This is a genomic window from Spirosoma sp. 48-14 (assembly GCF_001898575.1).
GTDB lineage: Bacteria > Bacteroidota > Bacteroidia > Cytophagales > Spirosomataceae > Spirosoma.
Map to the genome: position 1 here is coordinate 86,592 of NZ_MKUD01000003.1, position 22,464 is coordinate 109,055.

Consider the following 22,464-nt stretch of genomic DNA (forward strand, 5'->3'; position numbering starts at 1 on the left):
GAAGTGTAGCGATTGATAAAACCTGTCAACTCATTAAGCAAAACGATTAGGATTAAAGGCTGTCAATTCCATACTCTGGGGCGAATGGCTGATCAGTTCACTGACCAGTTTACCCGTGGCAGGTCCCAGACTAACGCCCATCATCCCATGTCCCGTAGCCAGCACCACATTGTCGCAGTGCTCTGTCCGGCCAATATAGGGCAACCCATCGGGCGAGCAGGGACGTAATCCACGCCAAATGGAATCGGCAACGGGCATATCCACCCGAATATCGGGGTAATACTGGTTAATGGACTCGGCAATCCCTCGCACCCGATTCATATTCACGCTCATATCGGTACCCGCTACTTCCAGCGTACCTGCAAAACGCAGATTACCACCGATGGGTGTAGCCGTAGCCCGTGCTTCCAGCATGATGGCCGGTATCTGGATATCGTTAACTGTACCAGGGAGCATAAAACTATATCCTTTCCCGCCCTGTAGTGGCAACGACAAACCCAGTTGCCTGGCAATTCCCGGCGACCAAGCTCCACCCGCAATCACGACCTCATCGACTTCGAACGAACCCCGCGCATGAACAGTGGTTATGCGAGCCCCCGACGTACCAAAGCCCGTAACCGGATGATTTTCCAGAATGGTTACGCCCTCCTGCCGTAAATAGTCGACCAGGGCGAGCATCAGTTCATTAGGGTTCAGATGAGCGTCGCCGGGATAATACACTGCCCCCTGCACCGTTACCCGTACATGGGGCTCCAACTCCTGCACCTGTTTACCGTTCAGGAGTTGGGCTTCTACACCGGCCCGGTTAGCAATTTCGGCCTCTTCCGCCATTTCATGCTCGGCGGCAGCCGTTTTATACAGCATAAACAAGCCCCGCTCCTGCCAGCCAAACGAGAAACCGTCGCGGTTAGCGAGGTCCTGATACAGTCGTTTGCTCAGAAAACTAAGGTCGCGCAGAACCGGAATCGAGCGCTCCACATGCTCGGGCGTAGAATGCTTGTAGAAAAGCCATCCCCAACGCATAAGCTCAGCATCGAGCCGGGGTTTGACATAAAACGGGCTGGTTGATTTCAGCATCCAGCGCAATCCTTTGGCAATCATACCGGGTTGAGCCAGCGGCACAATATGACTCGGCACAATCATACCTGCATTGCCAAACGAACAGCCATTGGCAATATGTGCCTGTTCAAACAAGGTTACCGTATGTCCCGCTTTATGCAGATAATAAGCCGAACAGAGGCCAATGATACCCCCTCCGATTACACCAATGTGCGCCATTTTTTAAAGAGTGAAAGAGTGAAAGAGTGAATGAGTGAAAGAGTGTGGTCCGGCATTCCGGCTGACGAATTCAATTTCGCTCATTCACTCATTCACTCTTTCACTCTTTATTTAAATAACCTGAAATCCATGCACATACGGATCATCTTCATCCAGGATCAGGTGGTTATATCCGTGGATTCGAGCCCAGCCTTCGATACTGGGAACGATGGCCGGTTTACCTGCCAGTTCGGTTTCGGCTTCGATACGTCCGTTGAAAATTGACCCGATGATACTCTCATGGATAAACGTATCGCCGGGTTTAAGCTTTCCTTTAGCATACCATTGCGCCATACGTGCCGACGTTCCTGTACCACAGGGCGAACGATCTATGGCTTTATCGCCGTAGAAAACCGCATTGCGGGCCGTCGATGTTTCCGCTAACGTCTTGCCTGTCCAAAGAATATGGCTCAGACCGTTTATGGTCGAATTTTCGGGATGAACGAAAGTATACTGCTCGTTCATCCGCTGGCGCATCACCCGCGCCCAGCCAATCAGTTGTTCGGCTTTGTAGTGCTCCAGACCAGGGAAGTTGGGTTGCGGATCGACAATAGCGTAAAAATTACCGCCATAGGCCACATCGACCGTGAGTGTACCCAAATCCGGACATTCGACGGTTAACTGTTCGGCCGCCAGATACGATTTAATGTTGGTAATCTTAACCGACGTTACTTTTTTCCCTTCCTGTTTGTATTCAGCCCGCACCAGGCCAGCCGGTACTTCCAGGTTGAGCACACCGGGCGTTTTGGGCCTGATTAGGTTTTGTTCGATGGCTACGGTAACCGTACCGATTGTTCCGTGACCACACATCGGCAAACATCCCGACGTTTCGATAAACAGCACACCCGCATCATTGGCCGGATCGGTTGGCGGATAGAGAATGCTCCCCGACATCATATCGTGGCCGCGTGGCTCAAACATCAGCCCCCGCCGAATCCAGTCGTATTCGCGCAGAAAATGCTGCCGTTTCTCGCTCATATTTGTTCCCTGTAAGAAGGGAATACTTCCTCCCGTAACAACCCGTACCGGGTTGCCGCAGGTGTGTGCATCGATGCAGAAAAAATGAAATTCGGACATGGTTTAAAAAGCGAAAGAGTGAAAGAGCGAAAGGGTGAAATAGCTCTTTCACTCTTTCGCTCTTTCACTCATTAGTACTGGTCTGTTCGCTAATGCTTTTTGAATAATTTCCTGAACGTGCTCGCGTTCGGCGCCTATGAGTGGCAGCCGGGGAGGGCGCACATATTCTGAACCTAAGCCTGTAGCCGTAGCCGCCAGTTTAATGTACTGAACCAGTTTTGGGTGAATATCCAGTTCGAGCAGGGGCATGAACCAGCGGTAAATGGCGAGTGCTTCTACAAGTTGTCCCGTTTTAGCCAGTTCGTAAATAGCCACCGTTTCTACTGGAAACGCATCGACCAGACCGCCTACCCAGCCATCGCAGCCGAGCAGTAGGGCTTCGAGCGCCAGTGTATCCACGCCACCCAGCAATTTGTAGCGGTCACCAAACGCATTGCGCATACGGGTTATATTAGTCAGATCACGAGTCGATTCTTTAACCGCCTGAATATTGGGCAATACAGCCAGTTTCTCAAACATGGCTACCGTGGTCATGATCTTATAATCGTACGGATTATTGTAGATCATGATGGGAAGCGACGTTTCCTGAGCCACCGCTTTAAAAAACGTGACCGTTTCGCGGGAATCGGCAGGGTAACGCATCGGAGGGAGCAGCATTAGCCCGTCGGCTCCGGCTTTTTCGGCTTCCTGAGCACGAGCAATAGCCTGTTTGGTTGCCTGTTCGGCAATATTGACAAGCACTGGCACAGTTCCGGCACTCACTGCCAATGCCGACCTCAGCAACTCAATTTTTTCGTCGTTGAGCAGCGTGCTGGCTTCACCCAGCGATCCGCCAATGATAAAACCATGAACACCAGCCTCGAGCTGTGCCCGCAGATTTTTCTCAAAAAGCGGCAAGTCAAGCTGATCATCAGCCGTAAACGGAGTCAGGAGTGCAGGATAAACACCCTCCCAGCGTACAGAAACGTTCATGAAGCAATGGGGATCGAGTTAAACAACCAAAGTTGCAAATTCTGCGAAATATTTCATGTCATATCGACACAAATCCCGAAGAACCACAGCAAAAGGCTCGTTTTTTTCTATTTTTCGATAGGGCTTATACTACTTGCTGCCGTATTGCTGATAAAGGCCACTCGTTTGCTATCGGGCGACCACGAAGGTGTATTGATGGTCCCTTGCCCTCCATAAATATAGGCAATCACCTTAGGCTGCCCAATGCCCGAAATGGGCAATAGCCGCAAATAAACATGTTTGTAAAACGGATGTTCATTGGATTTAACCTCCTCTTTCAGGAACGACAGGAAAATTATCCACTTGCCATCGGGCGAAATGTGTGGAAACCAATCGTGGTAATCACCGTGTGTAACCGCTTCCTGTCCGCTGCCGTCGGGTTTCATGCGCCAGATTTGCATGGTTCCCGTGCGGTCGGAGTTGAAATAAATCCACTTACCATCGGGCGTGAATTCCGGGCCATCGTCCAGTCCTTTTGCATCAGTCAATCGCGTTTCCGGGCCACCTTCCGATGGTACACTGTAAATATCAAACTCATTGCTGCGCGAGCCAGTAAATACCAGTGTTTTCTTATCGGGCGACCAGCCATGCAGGTATGATGGCCCTTGGGGAGTGATCTGCTTTGGTTCTCCGCCCGTAACCGGAACCGTGTAAACAATCGAACCACCCAGCTCCTTCACGCCACTACTTAACCCCAGCATTTTCCCATCGAAGGAAAGAACATGGTCGTTGTTGTTATTTTTAACAGCTCCCGTATGAAGCACAGTTGGTTGCCCTTTTGCCAGATCGAAGGTGTAAATCAATCCATCGCCATTGTACAGCAACGTTTTGCCATTGGGCATCCAGTTTGGTGCCTGAATCGAACCCGGCACATTGAAAATAACCTGTCGGTTGCCGGTTGTTACGTCCAGAATTTCGAGATTACTGGCCAGATACTCCCGATAGGGCACCAATTTATCGTGTGCTGGTACACTGATACGAACATCCCGAAACGTTCCCCGTTCCAGCGCGTCTTTATTATGCGCACAGACAAACAGACCCACGTACACCTCCTCGCCTAATTCCAGGTCGGTAACCTGTTCGGTTACGAAAGGCTCTCCGAATCGGGCCGCCCGCATGGTATAGATATTGCCTTTCCGTTCGAGCTGGATCACGTCAGCACCGGCCAACTTTGTACGGATTTCTTCCGTAGTGGCCCCCGCTGTCCGTCGGTATTGTAAGGATGTACTGCCATCTCCATGCGTACAGACATTCACATGGGCCGACTTGCCATCCAGACTAGTACGAACCATCCAGCCTACTTTTCGATGCGGATCGCCCGTCTTACCCACTACCGACGCCCTCGTATACAGCAGGAAATCGCCTTTCATGCGTTTCCATGCATAATGAAACTCATCGTGATCGGCCCAAACATTAGCCCCCGAACCCGATAGCTCATATTGATGCGTTTTGGGATCGTAAGTACCCGAGCCGGGTTTCACGACAGCACCAATATCGCTTTGGCCCTCAAACAGGCCCAGCTTAACATCCTGCGCAATTGATTGGCCATCCAATGCCAGCAGTAAACCGACAAAAATGATTAAAGAGGTGATTTTTAGAATCTTCATCAGGCTTGATTGGGTTCGTTTTATACAGGTTCAGGAGACGAGGCAGGTATCACTTTATCAACAAAGCGTTACCGATCAGTGGCTTACTCAGCCGACTTGACTTGCGCGTTGTTCGTATAGGAAAGCCATAAAAAGGCCTATCAATTCTTTGCCGCTTTTTTTATCTTTGTCAGCATACACATCCACCACTTTCATGGACAAGCTCACCGCCGATGACCTGATTTATGGGTACATAAATGGCATTTTCCCAATGGCCGATTCCGACGGTGCGCTTTACTGGTACGCCCCTGATCCGCGTGCCATTATTCCCATTTATACCTACAAACCAGCCAAGTCGCTCCGTCCAGTTCTGAATCGGAATCAGTTTGAGATTCGTCTGAATACTGCCTTTAAAGAGGTTATGCAGGGTTGCTCAAAGCCTCGTTCTGAGGACGATAGTGTCTGGATCTCCGATGAAATTATCGAAGCCTATACCGAACTGCACCAAATGGGGCTTGCCCATAGCGTAGAAACGTATATCGACAATCGATTGGTTGGGGGCTTATATGGCGTCTCATTAGGCTCCGCTTTCTTTGGCGAATCGATGTTTACGCAGGTCAGTAATGCGTCGAAAGTGGCGTTTCATTACTTGATTCAGATTCTCCGGCAACAGAAATTTACCCTTCTGGATACGCAGTTTATCAACGATAATGTCCGGCGGTACGGGGCTATTGAAATTCCCAAAGCCGATTATCTCCGGCAATTGAAAATGGCCCTTCGCAACAAAGTAAAGTTTAGCGATCAGGTGCCTCTGAAGGTGTGAGACTTCGGTATACCGAAAACCACCTATCTTTGCCGCATGTCGAAACCCGTTCTTGTCCTTAAATTCGGTACTGCATCCATTACCAAACCAACTGGCGAGCCTAATGAGCCGGTCATGGTTGACATTGCCCGACAGGTAGCCGCTTTGCATCCGCATTATCGAATTGTGCTGGTATCATCTGGGGCCGTAGGGGCCGGAAAAGCCCTGATTCATGATTATAAAGGTGATATTATCCAGCGAAAAGCCGCAGCTGCTATAGGGAATTTATTATTACTCAACCAATACTCTCGTTTTTTTGCTATCTACGGTATTTCCATCGCCCAAAGCCTTTGCGAGCGCCACCACTTTGCTAACCGTGATCAATTTCTTCAGTTAAAACAAACCTACGAAGAACTGTGGGCCAATGAACTGATTCCGATTGCCAACGAAAACGATGTAGTGAGCAATCGGGAACTGAAATTTTCGGACAACGATGAACTGGCAACGCTGATTGCCGCTGGCTTTGGGGCCAAAGTGCTTATGCTCTGCACATCGGTAGGCGGTCTACTCGATAATAATGGTCAGATTATTCGGAAGGTCACGGCCTTCGATGAGCAGGTCTTTAGTGTTGTTCGAACCGATAAGTCATCATTGGGATTAGGGGGTATGGCCTCCAAATTGACCTTTGCCAAACTAGCCACTCGCATGGGCATCAGGGTCGTTATTTTCGGCATGAACGAGCCGGATAGTCTGGGCCGAGCCCTACGGGGCGAAACCGGCACCGAGTTTGTTCCACAAGCGAATACACTTTCAGCACGAAATCGTTGGCTCGGAAGCGGAAGTTTGGCCGTCGGACAGATTCAGGTGGATGCCGGAGCTGTACGGGCGTTAAAACAACGGCGGAGTTTGTTGGCGGTAGGTGTCCGGGCTATTCCCGGCGAATTTGCCACGGGCGAAATGGTTGAAATTTTAGATGAGAACCAGGAAACAGTAGCCGTTGCCCGAACCCGAATTTCATCAGAAACGTTAGCGCAACAGCTTAATCAGCAAAACGTTGAAGTAGCGAATGCCAATGATATTGTACTTTTGTAAAAAGACAGAAGGGCTAGAAAGTTAGGAAGGCTTGGGGAATACGAATTCCTTATAGGCAGCTTGTTCCTCCTTTTATGTATTCCTTCCTTTATTTCCTTTTCGCTAATGACCCCAATTACACCTTTACTTCAGTCAGCGCAACAAGCGGCAGCCGCTGTTCGCCGGTTGAGCCCTGACCAGAAAACCACTTTACTGAATCGGCTGGCCGATGTACTGGCCGCTCATACGGCTCAGATCGTTGTTGAAAATCAGAAAGATCTTGACCGAATGTCGGCTACAGATCCGAAATATGACCGACTGAAGTTGACCGAGGCCCGAATTACCGACTTGTCGAAAAGCCTGCGTGAGGTGGCCGTATTACCCGATCCGGCTGGTGAAGTCATTCTGGAACGTACTATTGAGCAAGGTCTGCAACTGAAAAAGATTGCCGTCCCACTTGGTGTCGTCGGTGTCATATATGAAGCTCGCCCGAACGTAACAGTTGATGTAGCGTCGCTATGTCTGCGCTCAGGAAATGCGTGCGTGCTGAAAGGCGGCAAAGAAGCCGATTTCTCGAACCGCTATCTGGTTGGTCTGATTCAGGGTGTATTGGTGGAATTCGGTGTACCGAAAGCCGCTGTCACGCTGCTCCCACCCGATCGGGCCGTTGTCAATGAATTGCTCACCGCTACCCGGTACGTAGACATCATCATTCCGCGTGGATCGGATTCGCTGATTCAGTTTGTTCGGAAAAATTCGCTGGTCCCTACCATCGAAACGGGGGCAGGTGTCTGTCATGCCTACGTCGAAGCATCGGCCGACCTCGATAAAGCAGTCGCTATTGTCGTAAATGCCCGTGTTTCGCGTCCATCGGTCTGCAACTCGCTCGACTGTGTGCTGGTTGATGACCAAATTGCCGAGCGTTTTCTGCCAATGCTGACAGACGATTTCATCAAATGGAACGTTGAAGTATTTGCGGATGATACAGCCTACGCCATTTTCGAGAAAGCAGGGTATACGAATCTGCAACATGCCCAGCCCGAAGATTTTGGCCGTGAGTTTCTGGATTATAAATGCGCCGTTAAAGTTGTAAATGGTCTGGAAGAAGCCCTCTCCCATATACAAGCGTACTCGTCGCGGCACTCAGAGGCTATCCTATCCCAAAACCAGGCACTAATTGACCAGTTTCTGCGCGAGGTCGATGCGGCTGCAGTGTACGCGAATGCATCCACCCGCTTTACGGATGGCGGTGTGTTTGGACTAGGGGCTGAGATCGGTATTTCGACGCAGAAACTTCATGCCCGTGGCCCATTTGCCCTGGAAAAATTAGTCACCGAAAAATGGATTGTTGTGGGTGACGGTCAGGTTCGCTGGTAAGCTACAACCTGATTACAATTGCAGCAGTAAATTCTATACTTGTACCAAACACCTCCTATGAGTAAACCAAAATCAACGCTATTTCAAGTCCTTTTTAGCCTGCTAATGCTAACAAGTTTAGGTGCTCAGGCCCAATCATTAAAAGTCGGCTTTACGCGTATTGACTATGTTGTATCGCAATCGCCTGAGGCCAAAGAAGTTACCAATCAGCTGAATATACAGCAAGCCCAGGCTGAGAATGAGCTAAAGCGGATGCAAACCGAATTTCAGACTAAATATTCGGCCTATCAGTCGGGTGTTGCCCAGATGACCGATGTCATTCGAAAAGATCGGGAAACCGAACTGCAAACACTTCAAACACGCATTCAGCAGTTTAGTCAAACAGCCCAGGAGTCTTTACAAGCCAAATATGGCCAATTGATGAAGCCTATTCTGACCAAAATTCAGCAAGCGATTGACACGGTCGCTTTACAGAATGGCTACCATTATATCATCAATGTAACGTCTAATTCAGATGTACTCTATGCCGCCGAAGAACTGAACATCACCGATCTGGTCCTCAAAAAAATGGGCATTACACCAGGCCAGAATACTGACAAACCGGCTAATACACCCTCTTCGGTACCAACAGCCCCTAAGGCGGCAACGCCCCCTAAAAAGAAATAAGTGTTTTGGTCCTACATAATGAAAATGCCCACGAACGTCAACTGCGTGGGCATTTTCATTATGTAGTATGCCTAATATCCATACCAGTCTCCCCACCATTTTTGCAGGCTCCGGCGGATTTCAGCTTCGCGGGCATTCTGGCCAGGTTCGTATAGCTTGTGGCCTTTTAGTTCATCCGGCAGGAAGTTTAACGGAACAAAATTGCCTTCGTAGGCGTGCGCGTACTGGTACTCTTTCCCATAACCGATCTGCTTCATCAGTTTCGTCGGGGCATTACGCAGATGGATTGGCACAGGCAGATGAGCCGTTTGTTCCGCCAGGGCAATGGCATCATCAATAGCCACATAACTGGCATTACTCTTAGGTGACGTCGCCAGATACACCGCCACCTGCGACAGTATAATTCGTCCTTCGGGCATGCCGATAGCGCGAATAGCCTGAACCGCTTCGGAAGCCATAATCATAGCCGTTGGATTTGCATTGCCAATATCTTCCGATGCCATAATCAACATCCGACGAGCGATAAAAACAGGATCTTCACCGGCCACAATCATCCGGGCCATCCAGTACAAGGCCGCATTAGGATCGGAACCCCGCAACGATTTTATAAACGCCGAAATAATATCGTAATGCTGCTCGCCCGATTTGTCGTACCGGGCAATGTTCTGCTGGGCAACAGTCGTTACGCCTTCATCTGTAATCACTAATTGGTCAGAAGAGACATGTGCCGAAACAACCAGTTCAAGCAAATTCAGGAGTTTACGCCCATCACCACCCGACAGACGCAATAAGGCATCGTATGACTCAACCTGAATATTTTTCGATCGTAAAAAAATGTCCTGCGCAATGGCCCGATCCACTACCTGAATGAGTTCATCCCGGCTAAGTGCTTCCAGAATATAAACCTGGCAACGCGACAGTAAAGCGCCGTTCACTTCAAAGGATGGATTTTCGGTCGTGGCTCCAATAAGGGTAATTTGCCCTTTCTCGACAGCCCCCAGCAAAGCATCCTGCTGGCTTTTGTTGAATCGATGAATTTCGTCGATAAACACTACGGGCGGAAACATCCCGCTAGGCCGACTCAATACGTCACGGATTTCCTTAACGCCTGAATTAATGGCACTTAAGGCAATAAAGGGTCGTTTAACCGCTTCGGCCAGTAATAAAGCCAGTGTCGTTTTTCCAACGCCCGGTGGGCCCCACAAAATCATGGAAGGCAACCGACCGGCGTTAATAGCCCGACGTAATGCGCCGGATGGGCCAATTAGTTTTCGCTGACCAATTACGTCGTCGAGTGTACGTGGACGCACTCGCTCAGGCAAAGGAGTTGAGTCTGTATTCATTTAACGAAGGTACTTAAAGTCCACGCTACGCACTAACAAAACAAACCCCGACAACCAGGTTTCGGTTATCGGGGTTTAGGAAAGAGTTTCGGAATAGTCAGCGTCAGAGCGACACATTTTCAAGCGTGACATACCGCTTGAGGTTGCTCATGGCACCAAAAATTAAATTGTAAACAGACTGGATATTGATTTGCATGAGCGCCGAAATTTCTTCGTTGCTCATATTCTGAAAATAACGAAGATGAACGGCTTCGCGCTGACGACGAGGAAGTTTTTCAAGTGCCTGATGCAGGCAATCGTTGATGAACATATCTTCTTCGTGGTGAATCAGCATATTCTCGTAAGAAGGGTCGGAACCGGGCAGCGTATCGCCCACACGGCGTCCGTTAATCATATCATCCTGACTTACTAATTTTTGTTCGGCAGTGAGGTGGCGAACCAGTTTACGCTTGATGGAAGCCATCAGATAGAACCGTACCGATGTGGTTGGGCCGATGGTACTGCGGTGTTTCCAGAGTTCAACAAACAAATCGTGGATGCAATCTTTAATTAACGCCCGGTCGGTGGCAAAATGGACGCAGTAATGGTAAAGGGTTTGAACATAATTTTGGTATAATCGGGCAAACGCGTTTTCATCACCACCGCGAAACAGATTCCATAAGGTTTCGTCGTCGGGGCCATTTTGGGTACGAGAGCGGGCCATGATAGAGGGAATAAAGGTTAGGAATAGCCTTGAGGTGTGTAAACTTACCCATAAAAAATAGAATTAAAAAAATACTTGTAAAAAAATTTTATAATCTCTGATTTTCAGTTTCTAGTGACACAAAAGAGAATTTTTTTCCATCAAATAACCCTTTATTACTCAATTTCAAATTAGGGATAACTAAAAGTGCCATAAATGATAAAGTCATAAATGGTGCAGCTAGCGTACTACCCAGTTCGTGCTTGGCATACTGGTCTAACAACGTGTACTGATCGGCTATAGCATACCCATCGGAGTCACTCATCAACCCAGCTACAGGTAGTGGTAGCAATAATTCCTCGTCATTTTTACCATCAACTGCCTGCCAATTACTCACAGCGGATAAGCCGCCTTTGGCCTCAATAACCAGATTGACCGCTTTACAAATGCTCTCATCGTCGCAACCGACGGCGGTAATATTATGCGAATCATGCCCGACAGATGAAGCAATCGCTCCATGCTTCAAACCAAAGTTTTTAATGAACGCAACAGCTGGTGGCTCATCCTGATACCGATTAACAACTACTACTTTTAACACATCACGCTCCACATCCGGTACAATCTGGTCGCCATCCAGTTTAGGGGCCAAATGAAGCTCATTGGTGATTAGCTGCCCATCAAGTGCCTCAATCACACGTATTGCCCTCGCTCCCTCGGCCTGTTGTATGACTGGGGACGAGGGTATCACCACAAACTCGTCGGCCTTTTTAGGGGAGCAGTTAAATTGATTGACATGCTCACTTTGCAAATCCTGAATGTTCGACTGACCATTTTCAGCTACGGCTTCTCCGTTAATGACTGTTCTCTGCACATGGAAAGAATGCAGATTATCTACCACAATATAATCGGCCGGATCGCCCTCGCGTAGTAAGCCCACGGGCAACCGATAATGCAATACAGGATTCAGGCAGGCAGCCCGAAGCACGTTCCAAATCGAATGACCTTTTGCCAACGCCCGCATAACCAGCTGATTAATGTGCCCTACGGCCAGTGTATCGGGGTGTTTATCGTCGGAGCAGAACATAATCTGTTCTGGGAACTGAGCCAGAAGCGGTATTAGCGCGTCGAAGTTTCGAGCCGCACTCCCCTCCCGAATCAGGATATACATGCCCCGCTTTGCTTTATCCAGGCCCTCTTCATAGGTAAAGCATTCGTGGTCGGTCGTAATTCCTGCATCAATATACTGTTGAGCCTCATCGCCCATCAAACCGGGTGCATGTCCATCTACAGGCTTGTTGAATGCCTGGGCAAGCGCAATTTTTGCCATTACCTCCGGGTCCCGATGCAGCACACCCGGAAAGTTCATCATTTCGGCCAGATAACCGATTTCTTTCAATGCCAATAAGTTGCGAACATCCTTAACCCCAATGGTGGCCCCAGCGGTTTCGAACGTAGTGGCCGGTACACAGGACGGAGCACCAAACATAAACTTAAAAGGTACCCGCCGGGCTTCCTCAATCATATACTGTACCCCAGCCACGCCCAGCACATTGCCGATCTCGTGCGGGTCCGAAACTGTAGCTACCGTACCATGCACAACCGCCAGCCGGGCAAATTGTGGTGGGGTAAGCAACGAACTCTCGACATGCACATGAGCATCGACGAAACCAGGTAATATATAAGGAGCATCCGAACGCTCAGGACCAAGTTTATTAATTTCACGAATGCGATTATTCTCAAAGGTGATCGTACCGTAGAAAATCGTTTGGTCGAACAGATTCAGGATGTTGGCAGTAAGCATAAATAAGAAAAGTGAGGAGTGATCAAATACGGATAAATAATTTCCGATTGTACATCCATCGGAGAATCAGGTAAAAAATCCCCAGCGTGGCCAGTCCAACAAGCAATTGTTCATACGGTTCACCAAACACCTGGAATAGTCGATGCCCCAGATGAGTATATAACGACGTGACGATAAAATGACTGATTAATTCGACCAAACAGTAGATCGCAATGGAGTTCATACCAACAACGACTAGCGGGAAAGCCCACTTTCGCCAGCCTTTTACGTCAATGATTCCATAAAAAGCCGCCAGAAACCAAAAGCACAAACCGCCACTGAACAGCACCCAGGCGGGTGTCCAGATTCGTTTCACAATCGGGCAGATACCAGCCCACTGGAGCAGTAATCCAGACACGAGGCTTACAGCGCCAGCAATAGCCAACCGCTTTACTATTTCCCGGTTTGTCAGACCGGACCGTAACCAGCGCCCTGCCTGTAAGCCAAGCAACATAGTACCAAGTGTAGGAATAAAGCTAAGTGTTGCATACCCGCCCCCGTTGAACAGAAATGGCTTTTCCCGGGGAAATAAATTCAGGAACCACGTATCAAACGCCCAGGCCAGATTACTATTCTTATTAAAATGGGCCATCAACCCTGTGTAATGATTCGGCCAGTCTGCCGGAACGCCAACGGCTGTATAGTCTAAACCTACGGGCAACGGATACAATACAAACGCCAGCCAGTAGCCGATCAGAATAGCGCTAAAAGCAATCCAGCCGGTTCGGGCTGTGGTATTGCCCAATAAGAACAGGATCGGATAACCAAGACCAATTTGGGTAAGGGTATCTTCAAAGGTGAAGTACGTCTGCTCAGCATGGGTGGAACGAAGAAAGATACCCAGCAAAATCAAAATCAGCGAACGCCGGACCGCGTGCCCGAACTGAACGCCAAACGATTCGCCCTGCTTCACCCGACTGGCAATCGAATACGGAAGCGCAACACCGACCAAAAACGAAAACGACGGCTGAATCATGTCGTGCAGTGAACAACCCGCCCAAGCCACATGGCTTTGATGAAAGGTCAGAAACGCCCAGAAGGTACTATCGGGAAAAGCGTCGTGAAGGTGATGGAACTTTAAAATTTCGGCCGCCATCAAGGTCATCACAAAACCTCGATAAGCGTCCATAGACATCAATCGGCCAGCCAGAAAGCCAGCCTGTTTGTCGGGCGTGAGTTGGGGCATAGGAAAGGGTAAGGAATTCTTCGGCCAAACTCCGCATTGGCACTCATATTCGCAACAGCATAGAGTAAAGTTTTTTCAGAGGTGGTATATTTCGGGCCAATACGTCTCTTTATTAAGCTGTCAGGAGTGGCCAAGTCTGACTACTCCCGACAATACGTTTAAACCAGATTGCTAAATGGCTGCCCGAGTATTAAAAGTTCACCCTGCCGATAATGTTATTGTCGCCCTACGCAACCTATCCGCTGGCGAACAAATTGAGTTTGACAACGAGATTTATGAGCTACCCTACACCGTTGGAGCGAAACACAAATTTGTGACCGAAGACCGACAACCCGGCGACCCGATTACGATGTATGGCGTGCTGGTTGGCAAAGCAACCCAACCCATCCGACGGGGCGAACCGATCACGACCTTCAATCTGAAGCACGATGCCGACCGGTACGGTCTCGACAAAAAGCAGCCCTATTCGTGGCAGGCACCTGATGTATCGCCCTGGCAGAACCGTACCTTTATGGGCTACCATCGGGCCGATGGCAGCGTGGGTACGCGTAACTACTGGCTCGTGGTGCCCCTCGTCTTTTGCGAAAACCGGAACGTGCTTATCCTGAAAGATGCGTTTGAGCGTGAGCTGGGGTATGCGCAACCCGAAATCTACCGGGAACAGGTTCATGAATTAATCAGTCTCTATAAAGCGGGCGAACTGGATGTTGTCAAAAAAATGCAGCCCTTCGTTGAGCCCGCTTATGTGCATCAGCAAGTCGCCAAACGGCCGTTTAAAAACGTTGATGGCATCAAATTTCTGACACACGAAATGGGCTGTGGCGGTACACGCCAGGATTCAGCTTACCTGGGCTCACTACTGGCCGGGTTTATCAACAACCCAAACGTAGCCGGAGCAACGGTTCTGAGCTTAGGCTGTCAGCACTTACAGGTCGACATGATTTCGGCGGAAATTAAACGGCAAAATCCGAAGTTCGACAAACCCCTGCTCCTGTTCGAGCAACAGGCCGGCACCGAATACACGCTGATGTCACAGGCTATTAAAGAGACGTTCCTGGGCCTGATTGAAGTCAATAAGATTGAGCGTCAGCCCGCACCACTTAGCAAGCTGACTGTTGGTCTGAAATGCGGTGGTTCGGATGGTTTTTCGGGTATATCGGCCAATCCGGTATTAGGGCAACTGTCCGATATTTTGGTAACGCTGGGTGGAAAAACCGTACTGGCCGAATTCCCCGAACTGAACGGTGTGGAACAGGAGCTTATAAATCGCACTGACGACACGACGAAAGCCCAGAAATTCATCGACCTGATGAGTACCTATTCGGCCCAGGCTGAAGCGGTAGGTTCTGGTTTCGATATGAACCCATCACCGGGAAATATCAAAGACGGACTCATTACCGATGCCATTAAATCGGCAGGAGCCGCCAAGAAAGGAGGTACTTCGCCTGTAGCCGATGTACTCGACTATGCCGAACCCGCCACAACCCCCGGACTGAATTTGCTTTGTACCCCCGGCAACGATGTGGAAGCCACAACAGGTATGGCCGGTTCGGGCACCAATGTTATTGTCTTTACGACCGGACTAGGCACTCCGACTGGTAACCCAATCTGTCCGGTGGTAAAGGTATCGACCAATACGACTCTTAAAAACCGGATGCCTGATGTGATTGACTTCGATAGCGGTCCGATCATTGATGGCGAACAAACCATTGAGCAGAATGCCGACGCTATGCTGGAGTACATCATCCGGCTCGCATCGGGCGAAGAAACAACCCAGGCCGAACGACTGGGACAAGATGATTTCATTCCCTGGAAGCGGGGGGTTTCACTTTAATTAAAGAGCGAAAGAGTGAATGAGTGAAAGTGTGAACCTACCGGATGGTGTTCGCGTCAGCCACTCTTTCGCTCTTTCACTCATTCACCCTTTAACCTATGTTTTCTCTCAAAAACAAAACCGCCCTCATCACAGGGGGAGCCAGTGGCATTGGGCTGGCCATTTCCAAAACATTTGCGCAGGCCGGTGCATCTGTCCATATTCTTGACTTAAACGCCGATCAGGCTGAACAGGCAGCTTCCGAAATTCGTCAGGATGGCGGGTTGGCCACCAGTCATGCGGTCGATGTCTCGAATCAAAGCCAGACGGTCGAGGTAATCAATAAGATTGCCGAACAGGGAACGATTCATATTCTAGTGAACAACGCTGGGGTATCGCATATCGGAACCGTCGAAACCACAACCGAAGCCGATTTCGACCGCATTTTTCGGATCAATACCAAAGGGGTTTACAACTGCCTTTTTGCGACCATTCCGCACATGAAAAAAGCGGGAGGGGGCGTGTTGCTCAATATGGCTTCGATAGCGGCTACGCTTGGGATTCCTGACCGCTTTGCGTATTCGATGAGCAAAGGAGCGGTGCTAACCATGACCCTATCAGTCGCTAAAGATTATTTGAAGGATAACATCCGCTGCAACTGTATTTCGCCTGCACGGGTTCATACACCCTTTGTGGATGGTTTCATCGCCCGAACCTATCCCGGTCGCGAAGCCGAAATGTTTGAAAAGCTATCGAAAACGCAGCCTATTGGCCGTATGGCCGAACCTGAAGAAGTGGGAGCGCTGGCTCTTTACCTCTGTTCCGACGAAGCAGGTTTCATTACTGGCTGCGATTACCCACTAGATGGTGGCTTTACCCGGCTGAACAACTAAAGAATGAGCAATGGATAATGAAAAATGTACAATAATCTAACTGGCAGGAATCATCCATTAACCATTATACATTATTCATTTCTGAAAGCGTCAGGCACATATCGAAGTTGAGTACGTCATTTTCGAACTGCCCTACCTCGATAAATCCATATTTCTGGTAATACCGATGGGCACGGATGTTTCGGGCCTGTACTCCACCCCACAGAACAATCCGTTCTTTATGCATGGCCCTGGCTATTGTCAGGGCCTTTTTCATGAGGTGGCTCCCCAAACCACGGCTCTGATACGCATCAGCGATGGAAGGCGCTATCGAAAAATCGGTCTCGACGTTGATAGGTATTTCCAACGCCTGATAGCGGGCAGCATCGGAAGGTGTGGCCCCCGCCAGTAACAAAACGTAGGCAATGATGGTCTGGTTATCGGCCGATGTCGCAATCAGACGCACGATTTCAGCTGGATTCAATGTCTTGCAGATATGCCGTACCGTTTCCTCAACAAACGAATGAGGGGCAAAGTAACTTCGGGTTTCAGCCGATAATCCCTTAAAATAGGCCGTCAGTTTAGGCGCATCCGTTGAATCCAATAGACGAATGATAATTGATTCGTCCGGTGAAAGTTGAATGGTTTCGGGTGAAAATGCTTCCATAAATACAACTAGCCGATAACGTAATCTCTATTGTTACGATGGATTCTCTCCCATCAAAAGGCCAGCAATGGCCAGTACCATAACGATTCCTCCTCCTATTACTATGAGAAATTCACCTGGCCCCAATGCAGGGTTATACTTATTCGGATATGCCTGTCGATAAATGTAGTTGAGCTGTTTTACACTCGGAACTAAAAACAGGAAAGGAGGTATAAATAGCGCCATCAACGCCAGACTGTCCGGCGACATTCTATCCAGAATTCGTTGGGCCACTGCTAATACGACAAACCCAGTAGCGTATCCATTGCTACGAATCCCCGGATGCCCTTTTTCGACAGCCACATCATTGACGTGTTCTAATAAAGTATGTACGAAGAATATATTGAAAATGGCTCGCCAGAATGGATAGATATCCCAGTTATATACATCTCTGAAAAAAGCCCAGTTTTTGTAAAACCAATAGATTGTGTAGATGCCAAACGTAAAAAAGGATAGCAAACAAAAAGCCCAGACGGGCTGGCTTTTTATATAAGGTACCGTTTCTATATCGTTGTAGTTGTTTTCCATGCGAATGGGGTGAATGAGCTGGCAATATAGTTGATCAGCAACCAATTGACCAACCTGAAAATTTTCAGCAACTAATTACGTTGAAAAGCGTTGCGTTTACAGGCATTATTGCTCCATTATAGCCCGGGTTTGTTTCAAACTCGCCTTGGAAAAAGGGCAAAATCTTCGTAAATTAGCCAGATTCTAAACGACGCTGATGAGCTTTAAATTAACCTCAGAATTCCAGCCTACCGGCGATCAGCCAAAGGCGATCAGTCAACTTGTCAAAGGCATCAATGAGGGTGAACCTTCTCAGGTTTTGCTTGGGGTCACTGGATCCGGTAAAACCTTTTCTGTAGCCAATGTTATTGCCCAAACCAATCGGCCAACGCTCGTTCTGAGCCATAACAAAACCCTGGCGGCCCAGCTATATGGCGAATTCAAGCAGTTTTTCCCCGAAAATGCGGTCGAGTACTTCATCTCGTATTACGACTACTACCAGCCCGAAGCCTATATAGCCACCACAAACACGTACATCGAGAAAGATCTGGCTATTAATGAAGAAATCGACAAGCTTCGATTGGCAGCCACTTCGGCTCTGATGAGCGGTCGGCGCGATGTGATTGTGGTAGCCTCAGTATCCTGCATTTATGGTATGGGCAACCCGGAGGAATTTAAAAACAACGTGGTTCGGATTGGCGTTGGCGAACGGATGAGCCGCAATCAGTTTCTGCATCAGTTGGTTAGTATCCTCTATAGCCGAACCGAAGCCGAATTTCAGCGAGGAAATTTTCGTGTCAAAGGCGATACCGTCGATCTGTATGTCGCCTACGCCGATTTTGCCTATCGGGTGATTTTCTTCGGCGACGAGATCGAAACGATTCAGCGAATCGACCCATCGACGGGTAAAAAGCTTTCTTCGGAGAGTATGGTGACCATCTTTCCAGCCAATCTGTTTGTAACGAGTGGCGATACGCTGAAAGGGGCTATCCACGAAATACAGGACGATCTGGTTGCTCAGATTCGCTACTTCGAATCGGATTTTCGTGAGCAGGAGGCTACCCGAATTCGCGAACGAACCGAGTTCGATCTGGAAATGATGCGCGAACTCGGCTATTGCTCCGGTATCGAAAACTACTCCCGCTATTTCGACCGACGAAAACCCGGTCAGCGCCCGTTCTGCCTGCTCGACTATTTCCCGGATGATTACCTGCTTGTTATCGACGAAAGTCACGTAACGATTCCGCAAATTCGGGCCATGTGGGGTGGCGACCGCTCCCGTAAAACCGCGCTGGTCGATTACGGTTTCCGGCTTCCATCGGCATTGGATAATCGCCCACTAACCTTTCAGGAATTCGAGGACTTGTCGGGACAAACGATTTTTGTGTCGGCCACCCCCTCCGATTACGAACTTCGTCGAAGCGAAGGCGTTGTGGTCGAACAACTTATCCGCCCAACTGGACTACTCGACCCCGAAATCGAAGTCCGTCCAAGTCTGAATCAAATCGACGACCTGCTCGAATCCATAGACAGTCGGGTCAAACGAAATGAGCGTGTACTGGTAACGACGTTAACGAAACGGATGGCCGAAGAGCTGACGAAATATCTGGACCGTGTTGGTATCAAAACCCGGTATATTCACTCCGAAGTAAAGACCCTGGACCGGGTCGAAATTCTGCGTGATTTACGACTGGGCAACTTCGATGTACTGGTTGGGGTCAACCTCCTCCGCGAAGGTCTCGACCTGCCTGAAGTTTCGCTGGTGGCGATCATGGATGCTGATAAAGAAGGCTTCCTGCGCGACATCCGATCACTGATTCAAACCATCGGTCGTGCCGCCCGAAATGCGAATGGCAAGGTGATTATGTATGCCGATACCATTACGGGTTCCATGCAGAAAGCCATCGACGAAACCAACCGTCGCCGGGCCATCCAGATGGAATACAATGCCGACAATAACATTGTGCCAACTACCGTACTGAAATCACGGGAAGCGATTATGGGCCAAACCAAAGTTGCCGACTCGAAGGTCAAGCATTTCTATGTAGAGCCGGAAGAAATTCGGATTGCCGCCGACCCCATCGTACAGTACATGGGTAAGGGCGACCTGGAAAAAATGATTACTGAAACGCAGTCAAAAATGGAGCGAGCCGCCAAAGACCTCGACTTCCTTGAAGCCGCCCGTCTACGCGACGAACTGTTCCAGTTACGCGATAAACTGAAACAAAAAACTGCCTGATAACCAACTCAATTGCTTTCGCCTTTATAACAATTCTTTGCAAAACGGAAAACAATTGATTATTTTTGTAACGGTTGGGGAGAGATCCTCGGCCATTCCTTGAGGTAATGCGACCGGCCGGATAGCATTACCTCATTGTATTTTATGGCTAATAGTACCATCAAAAACGTCTTTTCGTTTTAGTCGAATTAATTCACCCTTCCAAATTATCCATAATTCACGTACCCCAATACTCAGTTTAAGGCGGTTTTTAATTGCTTTAATCAAGTCGTTTCTGCGAATATTGCTTTGAATATGAATTAATACATAGTCAGCCTGGCGATGAGCATATCTGATTTCCTTTTCAATGGCAGATGTGGTTGGCTGCTGATTGTGTTTGAATTCAATCGTAATTTGCTCCTTTACCAAAAAGGCATCCGGGTTTTTGACATGAGGAGTATTATCAATCAACAAAAGACGGACCTGATAGCCTAACTTTGCTAGTAGAATAGCAGTTTCAATATTACGCTCGGCCTCTTCAGAATTGTGCGTTCGGTGTACTTCTACGTAGCCGCCCGAAGGCTCAATTTCGTTTGTACGGGAGTCGGGGTAAACAAGTCGGTAGTTACGGGTATCAGACATGAAGCGAGAGCAACGAATAAAGCCCGAAAGTTACAAAATCTTTCTACCTTAGCAATCTGGAAATCAAAACCTAAAACTACTCATGAAACGTATCCTGATTATTCTTGGCGTTATTGCCGCCGTTGTCCTGGTGGGCCTTTTTTCGTTACGTAGCTGGACAAAATCGGCCAGCCCCGAAGCGATTGCAGAGGTGAATCAGGGAGGGCTGAAAATCAAGGTGGATTATTGCCAGCCTTATAAAAAAGGGCGTAAAATTTTCGGAGGTCTGGTACCTTATGGAAAAGTATGGCGAACGGGAGCCAATGAAGCAACTGTAATCGAGTTCGATCAGAATGTCATTGCAGCCGGGCAGCCCCTCGATAAAGGGGAATATTCTCTTTGGACAATTCCGTCGCAGGATGGCTGGATTGCCATTTTCAACAGTGAAACCGGTCAGTGGGGTACTAATTACGATCAAACTAAAGACGTTCTACGCGTACCGATCATCTCCCGTAAACATAGCCCAATGGCCGAACAATTCTACATTAGTTTCTCCCCATCAGCGAATGGCACCGATATGATTCTGGCCTGGGATCAAACCGAAGCGGTCGTGCCGATTCAGAAGAGAGGAAATAATGAATAATTTAAAATGAACAATGGAGAATGACTTTCAATTCGCGGTCATTCTCCATTGTTCATTTTAAATTATTCATTATCGATGAAAGCTCTCTCCGATAAATTTCAGGGCATCGGGCAGGCCGGTTCGCCAGTACAACCAGGTATGCGCTCCATCGCGGGCTCGGTATTCGTGCGGAATTTTTCGCTCCAGCAAAGCCAGATGCAACATGGCATTGCCAACGGTTAGGGCATCGTCATCCCCGCAATCGATATACCAACGTACTTTCTTGAGGTCAGCTTCAGGGGCCGAACGCGCCAGTGTAATCGGGCTGTTTCGTTTCCAGGTCAACGTGAGTCGCTCCTCCCCTTTTACGGGTCCACTAAACACGGGAGCAAAAACAGTATTGTACCGTTCGTCGGGAATACTGGCAAAGGCTTCGTCGGTACGAACGCCCGCACTCAAGGCTGCGCAGGCAACAAATAAATCGGGATGGTGCATGGCCAGCATCAATGCCCCAAAGCCCCCCATCGATAAGCCTGCTACCGCCCTAAACTCCTGCTGAGTACGCGTTCGGAACATCGAGTCGATATGTGGGATCAACTCCTGCACAAACATATCTTCGTAGCGAATTTTATTCTGATAATCATTCACATAAAAGGTTGCTCCCGCATTCGGCATGACAATAATCATGGGCGGAAAATCACCGGTCTTAAGTCCTTCGTCGGCAATTCGATCCGCTTCGCCAAACTGAATCCAGCTGGTTTCGTCATCACCATACCCATGCAACAGGTATAACACCGGATAGCGTCGGTTCGACGTATAATAATCGGGAGGTAGATAAATGGAGAACTTGACAGCCTGATTCAATAGTGAACTATTAAAGCGCATACTCTCCAGCAATCGGGCCTGTGGTGCCGGCAAAACAGGAACAGGTCCTGTCGATTGTGCGTTTGTTAACTGGGCCCGTCGACGCGATTGAGCCAGCGTTGTAAGCGTTAAAAAAGCCAGAACAGCACAGAGTATAAAACTACGAATCGGCATTAGTGTAAAAGGCGATGAAAGGAGGTTAAATTTATGCGAATTTTTCCAGTCGTCGCCCTGGAGCCACAAATTGACCGTTTCTTTGTCAATTGTATCCAGGCCGATCTCT

General features: G+C 48.7%; 20 protein-coding genes. 8 read left to right on the forward strand and 12 right to left on the reverse strand.

Translation table 11 applies throughout. The features are described 5' to 3' along the window. Window positions 1–33 precede the first annotated feature (33 nt). The 4 genes from BGO59_RS04845 to BGO59_RS04860 form a co-directional block, all read right to left on the reverse strand. Window positions 34–1,278: an FAD-binding oxidoreductase gene (locus BGO59_RS04845; protein WP_293681427.1), complete on the reverse strand. Its 1,245-nt coding sequence runs from the start codon at window positions 1,276–1,278 to the stop codon at window positions 34–36. Window positions 1,279–1,389: 111 nt separating this feature from the next. Further along, window positions 1,390–2,394 carry a 4-hydroxyproline epimerase gene (locus BGO59_RS04850; protein WP_293681430.1) on the reverse strand — a complete coding sequence of 335 codons (1,005 nt, stop codon included), beginning with the start codon at window positions 2,392–2,394 and terminating at the stop codon, window positions 1,390–1,392. A gap of 48 nt (window positions 2,395–2,442) precedes the next feature. Further along, the gene (locus tag BGO59_RS04855; RefSeq protein ID WP_293681433.1) at window positions 2,443–3,366 is read right to left on the reverse strand and encodes a dihydrodipicolinate synthase family protein; all 924 of its coding nucleotides are present in this window, start codon (window positions 3,364–3,366) and stop codon (window positions 2,443–2,445) included. A 107-nt stretch (window positions 3,367–3,473) separates the two neighbouring features. Next, the gene (locus BGO59_RS04860; protein ID WP_293681436.1) at window positions 3,474–5,012 is read right to left on the reverse strand and encodes a biopolymer transporter TolR; all 1,539 of its coding nucleotides are present in this window, start codon (window positions 5,010–5,012) and stop codon (window positions 3,474–3,476) included. A 193-nt stretch (window positions 5,013–5,205) separates the two neighbouring features. Here BGO59_RS04860 and aat point away from each other — a divergent pair, with 193 nt between their 5' ends. The 4 genes from aat to BGO59_RS04880 all read left to right on the forward strand — a co-directional run bounded on the left by aat (window position 5,206) and on the right by BGO59_RS04880 (window position 8,907). After that, entirely contained in the window at window positions 5,206–5,814 is a 609-nt protein-coding gene (gene aat / locus BGO59_RS04865) for a leucyl/phenylalanyl-tRNA--protein transferase (protein ID WP_293681439.1), read from the forward strand. A gap of 36 nt (window positions 5,815–5,850) precedes the next feature. Further along, the gene (gene proB / locus BGO59_RS04870) at window positions 5,851–6,885 is read left to right on the forward strand and encodes a glutamate 5-kinase (RefSeq protein ID WP_293681442.1); all 1,035 of its coding nucleotides are present in this window, start codon (window positions 5,851–5,853) and stop codon (window positions 6,883–6,885) included. Between the two features lie 105 nt (window positions 6,886–6,990). Further along, entirely contained in the window at window positions 6,991–8,241 is a 1,251-nt protein-coding gene (locus BGO59_RS04875) for a glutamate-5-semialdehyde dehydrogenase (RefSeq protein ID WP_293681445.1), read from the forward strand. A 105-nt stretch (window positions 8,242–8,346) separates the two neighbouring features. Continuing rightward, entirely contained in the window at window positions 8,347–8,907 is a 561-nt protein-coding gene (locus BGO59_RS04880) for an OmpH family outer membrane protein (RefSeq protein WP_293681448.1), read from the forward strand. A gap of 71 nt (window positions 8,908–8,978) precedes the next feature. Here the strand turns inward: BGO59_RS04880 and BGO59_RS04885 are convergent, their stop codons facing one another. The 4 genes from BGO59_RS04885 to BGO59_RS04900 form a co-directional block, all read right to left on the reverse strand. Continuing rightward, on the reverse strand, window positions 8,979–10,250 hold the full coding sequence (locus tag BGO59_RS04885) for a replication-associated recombination protein A (RefSeq protein WP_293681451.1): 1,272 nt from the start codon (window positions 10,248–10,250) through the stop codon (window positions 8,979–8,981). Between the two features lie 103 nt (window positions 10,251–10,353). Continuing rightward, a complete protein-coding gene (locus tag BGO59_RS04890; RefSeq protein ID WP_293681454.1) occupies window positions 10,354–10,953 on the reverse strand; it encodes a sigma-70 family RNA polymerase sigma factor in 600 nt (199 codons plus the stop codon). Window positions 10,954–11,041: 88 nt separating this feature from the next. Beyond that, on the reverse strand, window positions 11,042–12,733 hold the full coding sequence (gene ade, locus BGO59_RS04895; RefSeq protein ID WP_293681456.1) for an adenine deaminase: 1,692 nt from the start codon (window positions 12,731–12,733) through the stop codon (window positions 11,042–11,044). A 22-nt stretch (window positions 12,734–12,755) separates the two neighbouring features. Next, the gene (locus tag BGO59_RS04900; protein ID WP_365981609.1) at window positions 12,756–13,958 is read right to left on the reverse strand and encodes a hypothetical protein; all 1,203 of its coding nucleotides are present in this window, start codon (window positions 13,956–13,958) and stop codon (window positions 12,756–12,758) included. A gap of 175 nt (window positions 13,959–14,133) precedes the next feature. Between BGO59_RS04900 and BGO59_RS04905 the strand changes: the two genes are divergently transcribed. Continuing rightward, window positions 14,134–15,792: a UxaA family hydrolase gene (locus tag BGO59_RS04905; RefSeq protein WP_293681459.1), complete on the forward strand. Its 1,659-nt coding sequence runs from the start codon at window positions 14,134–14,136 to the stop codon at window positions 15,790–15,792. A 98-nt stretch (window positions 15,793–15,890) separates the two neighbouring features. Continuing rightward, window positions 15,891–16,664, forward strand: coding sequence for an SDR family NAD(P)-dependent oxidoreductase (locus BGO59_RS04910; RefSeq protein WP_293681462.1), 774 nt, complete (start codon window positions 15,891–15,893; stop codon window positions 16,662–16,664). A 64-nt stretch (window positions 16,665–16,728) separates the two neighbouring features. On the opposite strand, the gene BGO59_RS04915 is transcribed toward BGO59_RS04910, so the two are convergent. Then, window positions 16,729–17,310: a GNAT family N-acetyltransferase gene (locus tag BGO59_RS04915; RefSeq protein ID WP_293681465.1), complete on the reverse strand. Its 582-nt coding sequence runs from the start codon at window positions 17,308–17,310 to the stop codon at window positions 16,729–16,731. 33 nt (window positions 17,311–17,343) lie between these two features. Further along, window positions 17,344–17,877 carry a DUF4234 domain-containing protein gene (locus BGO59_RS04920; RefSeq protein WP_293681468.1) on the reverse strand — a complete coding sequence of 178 codons (534 nt, stop codon included), beginning with the start codon at window positions 17,875–17,877 and terminating at the stop codon, window positions 17,344–17,346. Window positions 17,878–18,073: 196 nt separating this feature from the next. Here BGO59_RS04920 and uvrB point away from each other — a divergent pair, with 196 nt between their 5' ends. Then, window positions 18,074–20,095 carry an excinuclease ABC subunit UvrB gene (gene uvrB, locus BGO59_RS04925; protein WP_293681471.1) on the forward strand — a complete coding sequence of 674 codons (2,022 nt, stop codon included), beginning with the start codon at window positions 18,074–18,076 and terminating at the stop codon, window positions 20,093–20,095. A 132-nt stretch (window positions 20,096–20,227) separates the two neighbouring features. Here the strand turns inward: uvrB and BGO59_RS04930 are convergent, their stop codons facing one another. After that, complete coding sequence (locus BGO59_RS04930; RefSeq protein WP_293681474.1) at window positions 20,228–20,716, reverse strand: hypothetical protein; 489 nt, start codon at window positions 20,714–20,716, stop codon at window positions 20,228–20,230. Between the two features lie 82 nt (window positions 20,717–20,798). On the opposite strand from BGO59_RS04930, the gene BGO59_RS04935 reads away from it, so the two are divergent. After that, a complete protein-coding gene (locus tag BGO59_RS04935) occupies window positions 20,799–21,338 on the forward strand; it encodes a DUF2911 domain-containing protein (RefSeq protein WP_293681476.1) in 540 nt (179 codons plus the stop codon). 69 nt (window positions 21,339–21,407) lie between these two features. On the opposite strand, the gene BGO59_RS04940 is transcribed toward BGO59_RS04935, so the two are convergent. After that, entirely contained in the window at window positions 21,408–22,355 is a 948-nt protein-coding gene (locus BGO59_RS04940; protein WP_293681658.1) for an alpha/beta hydrolase family protein, read from the reverse strand. Window positions 22,356–22,464: the final 109 nt, after the last annotated feature.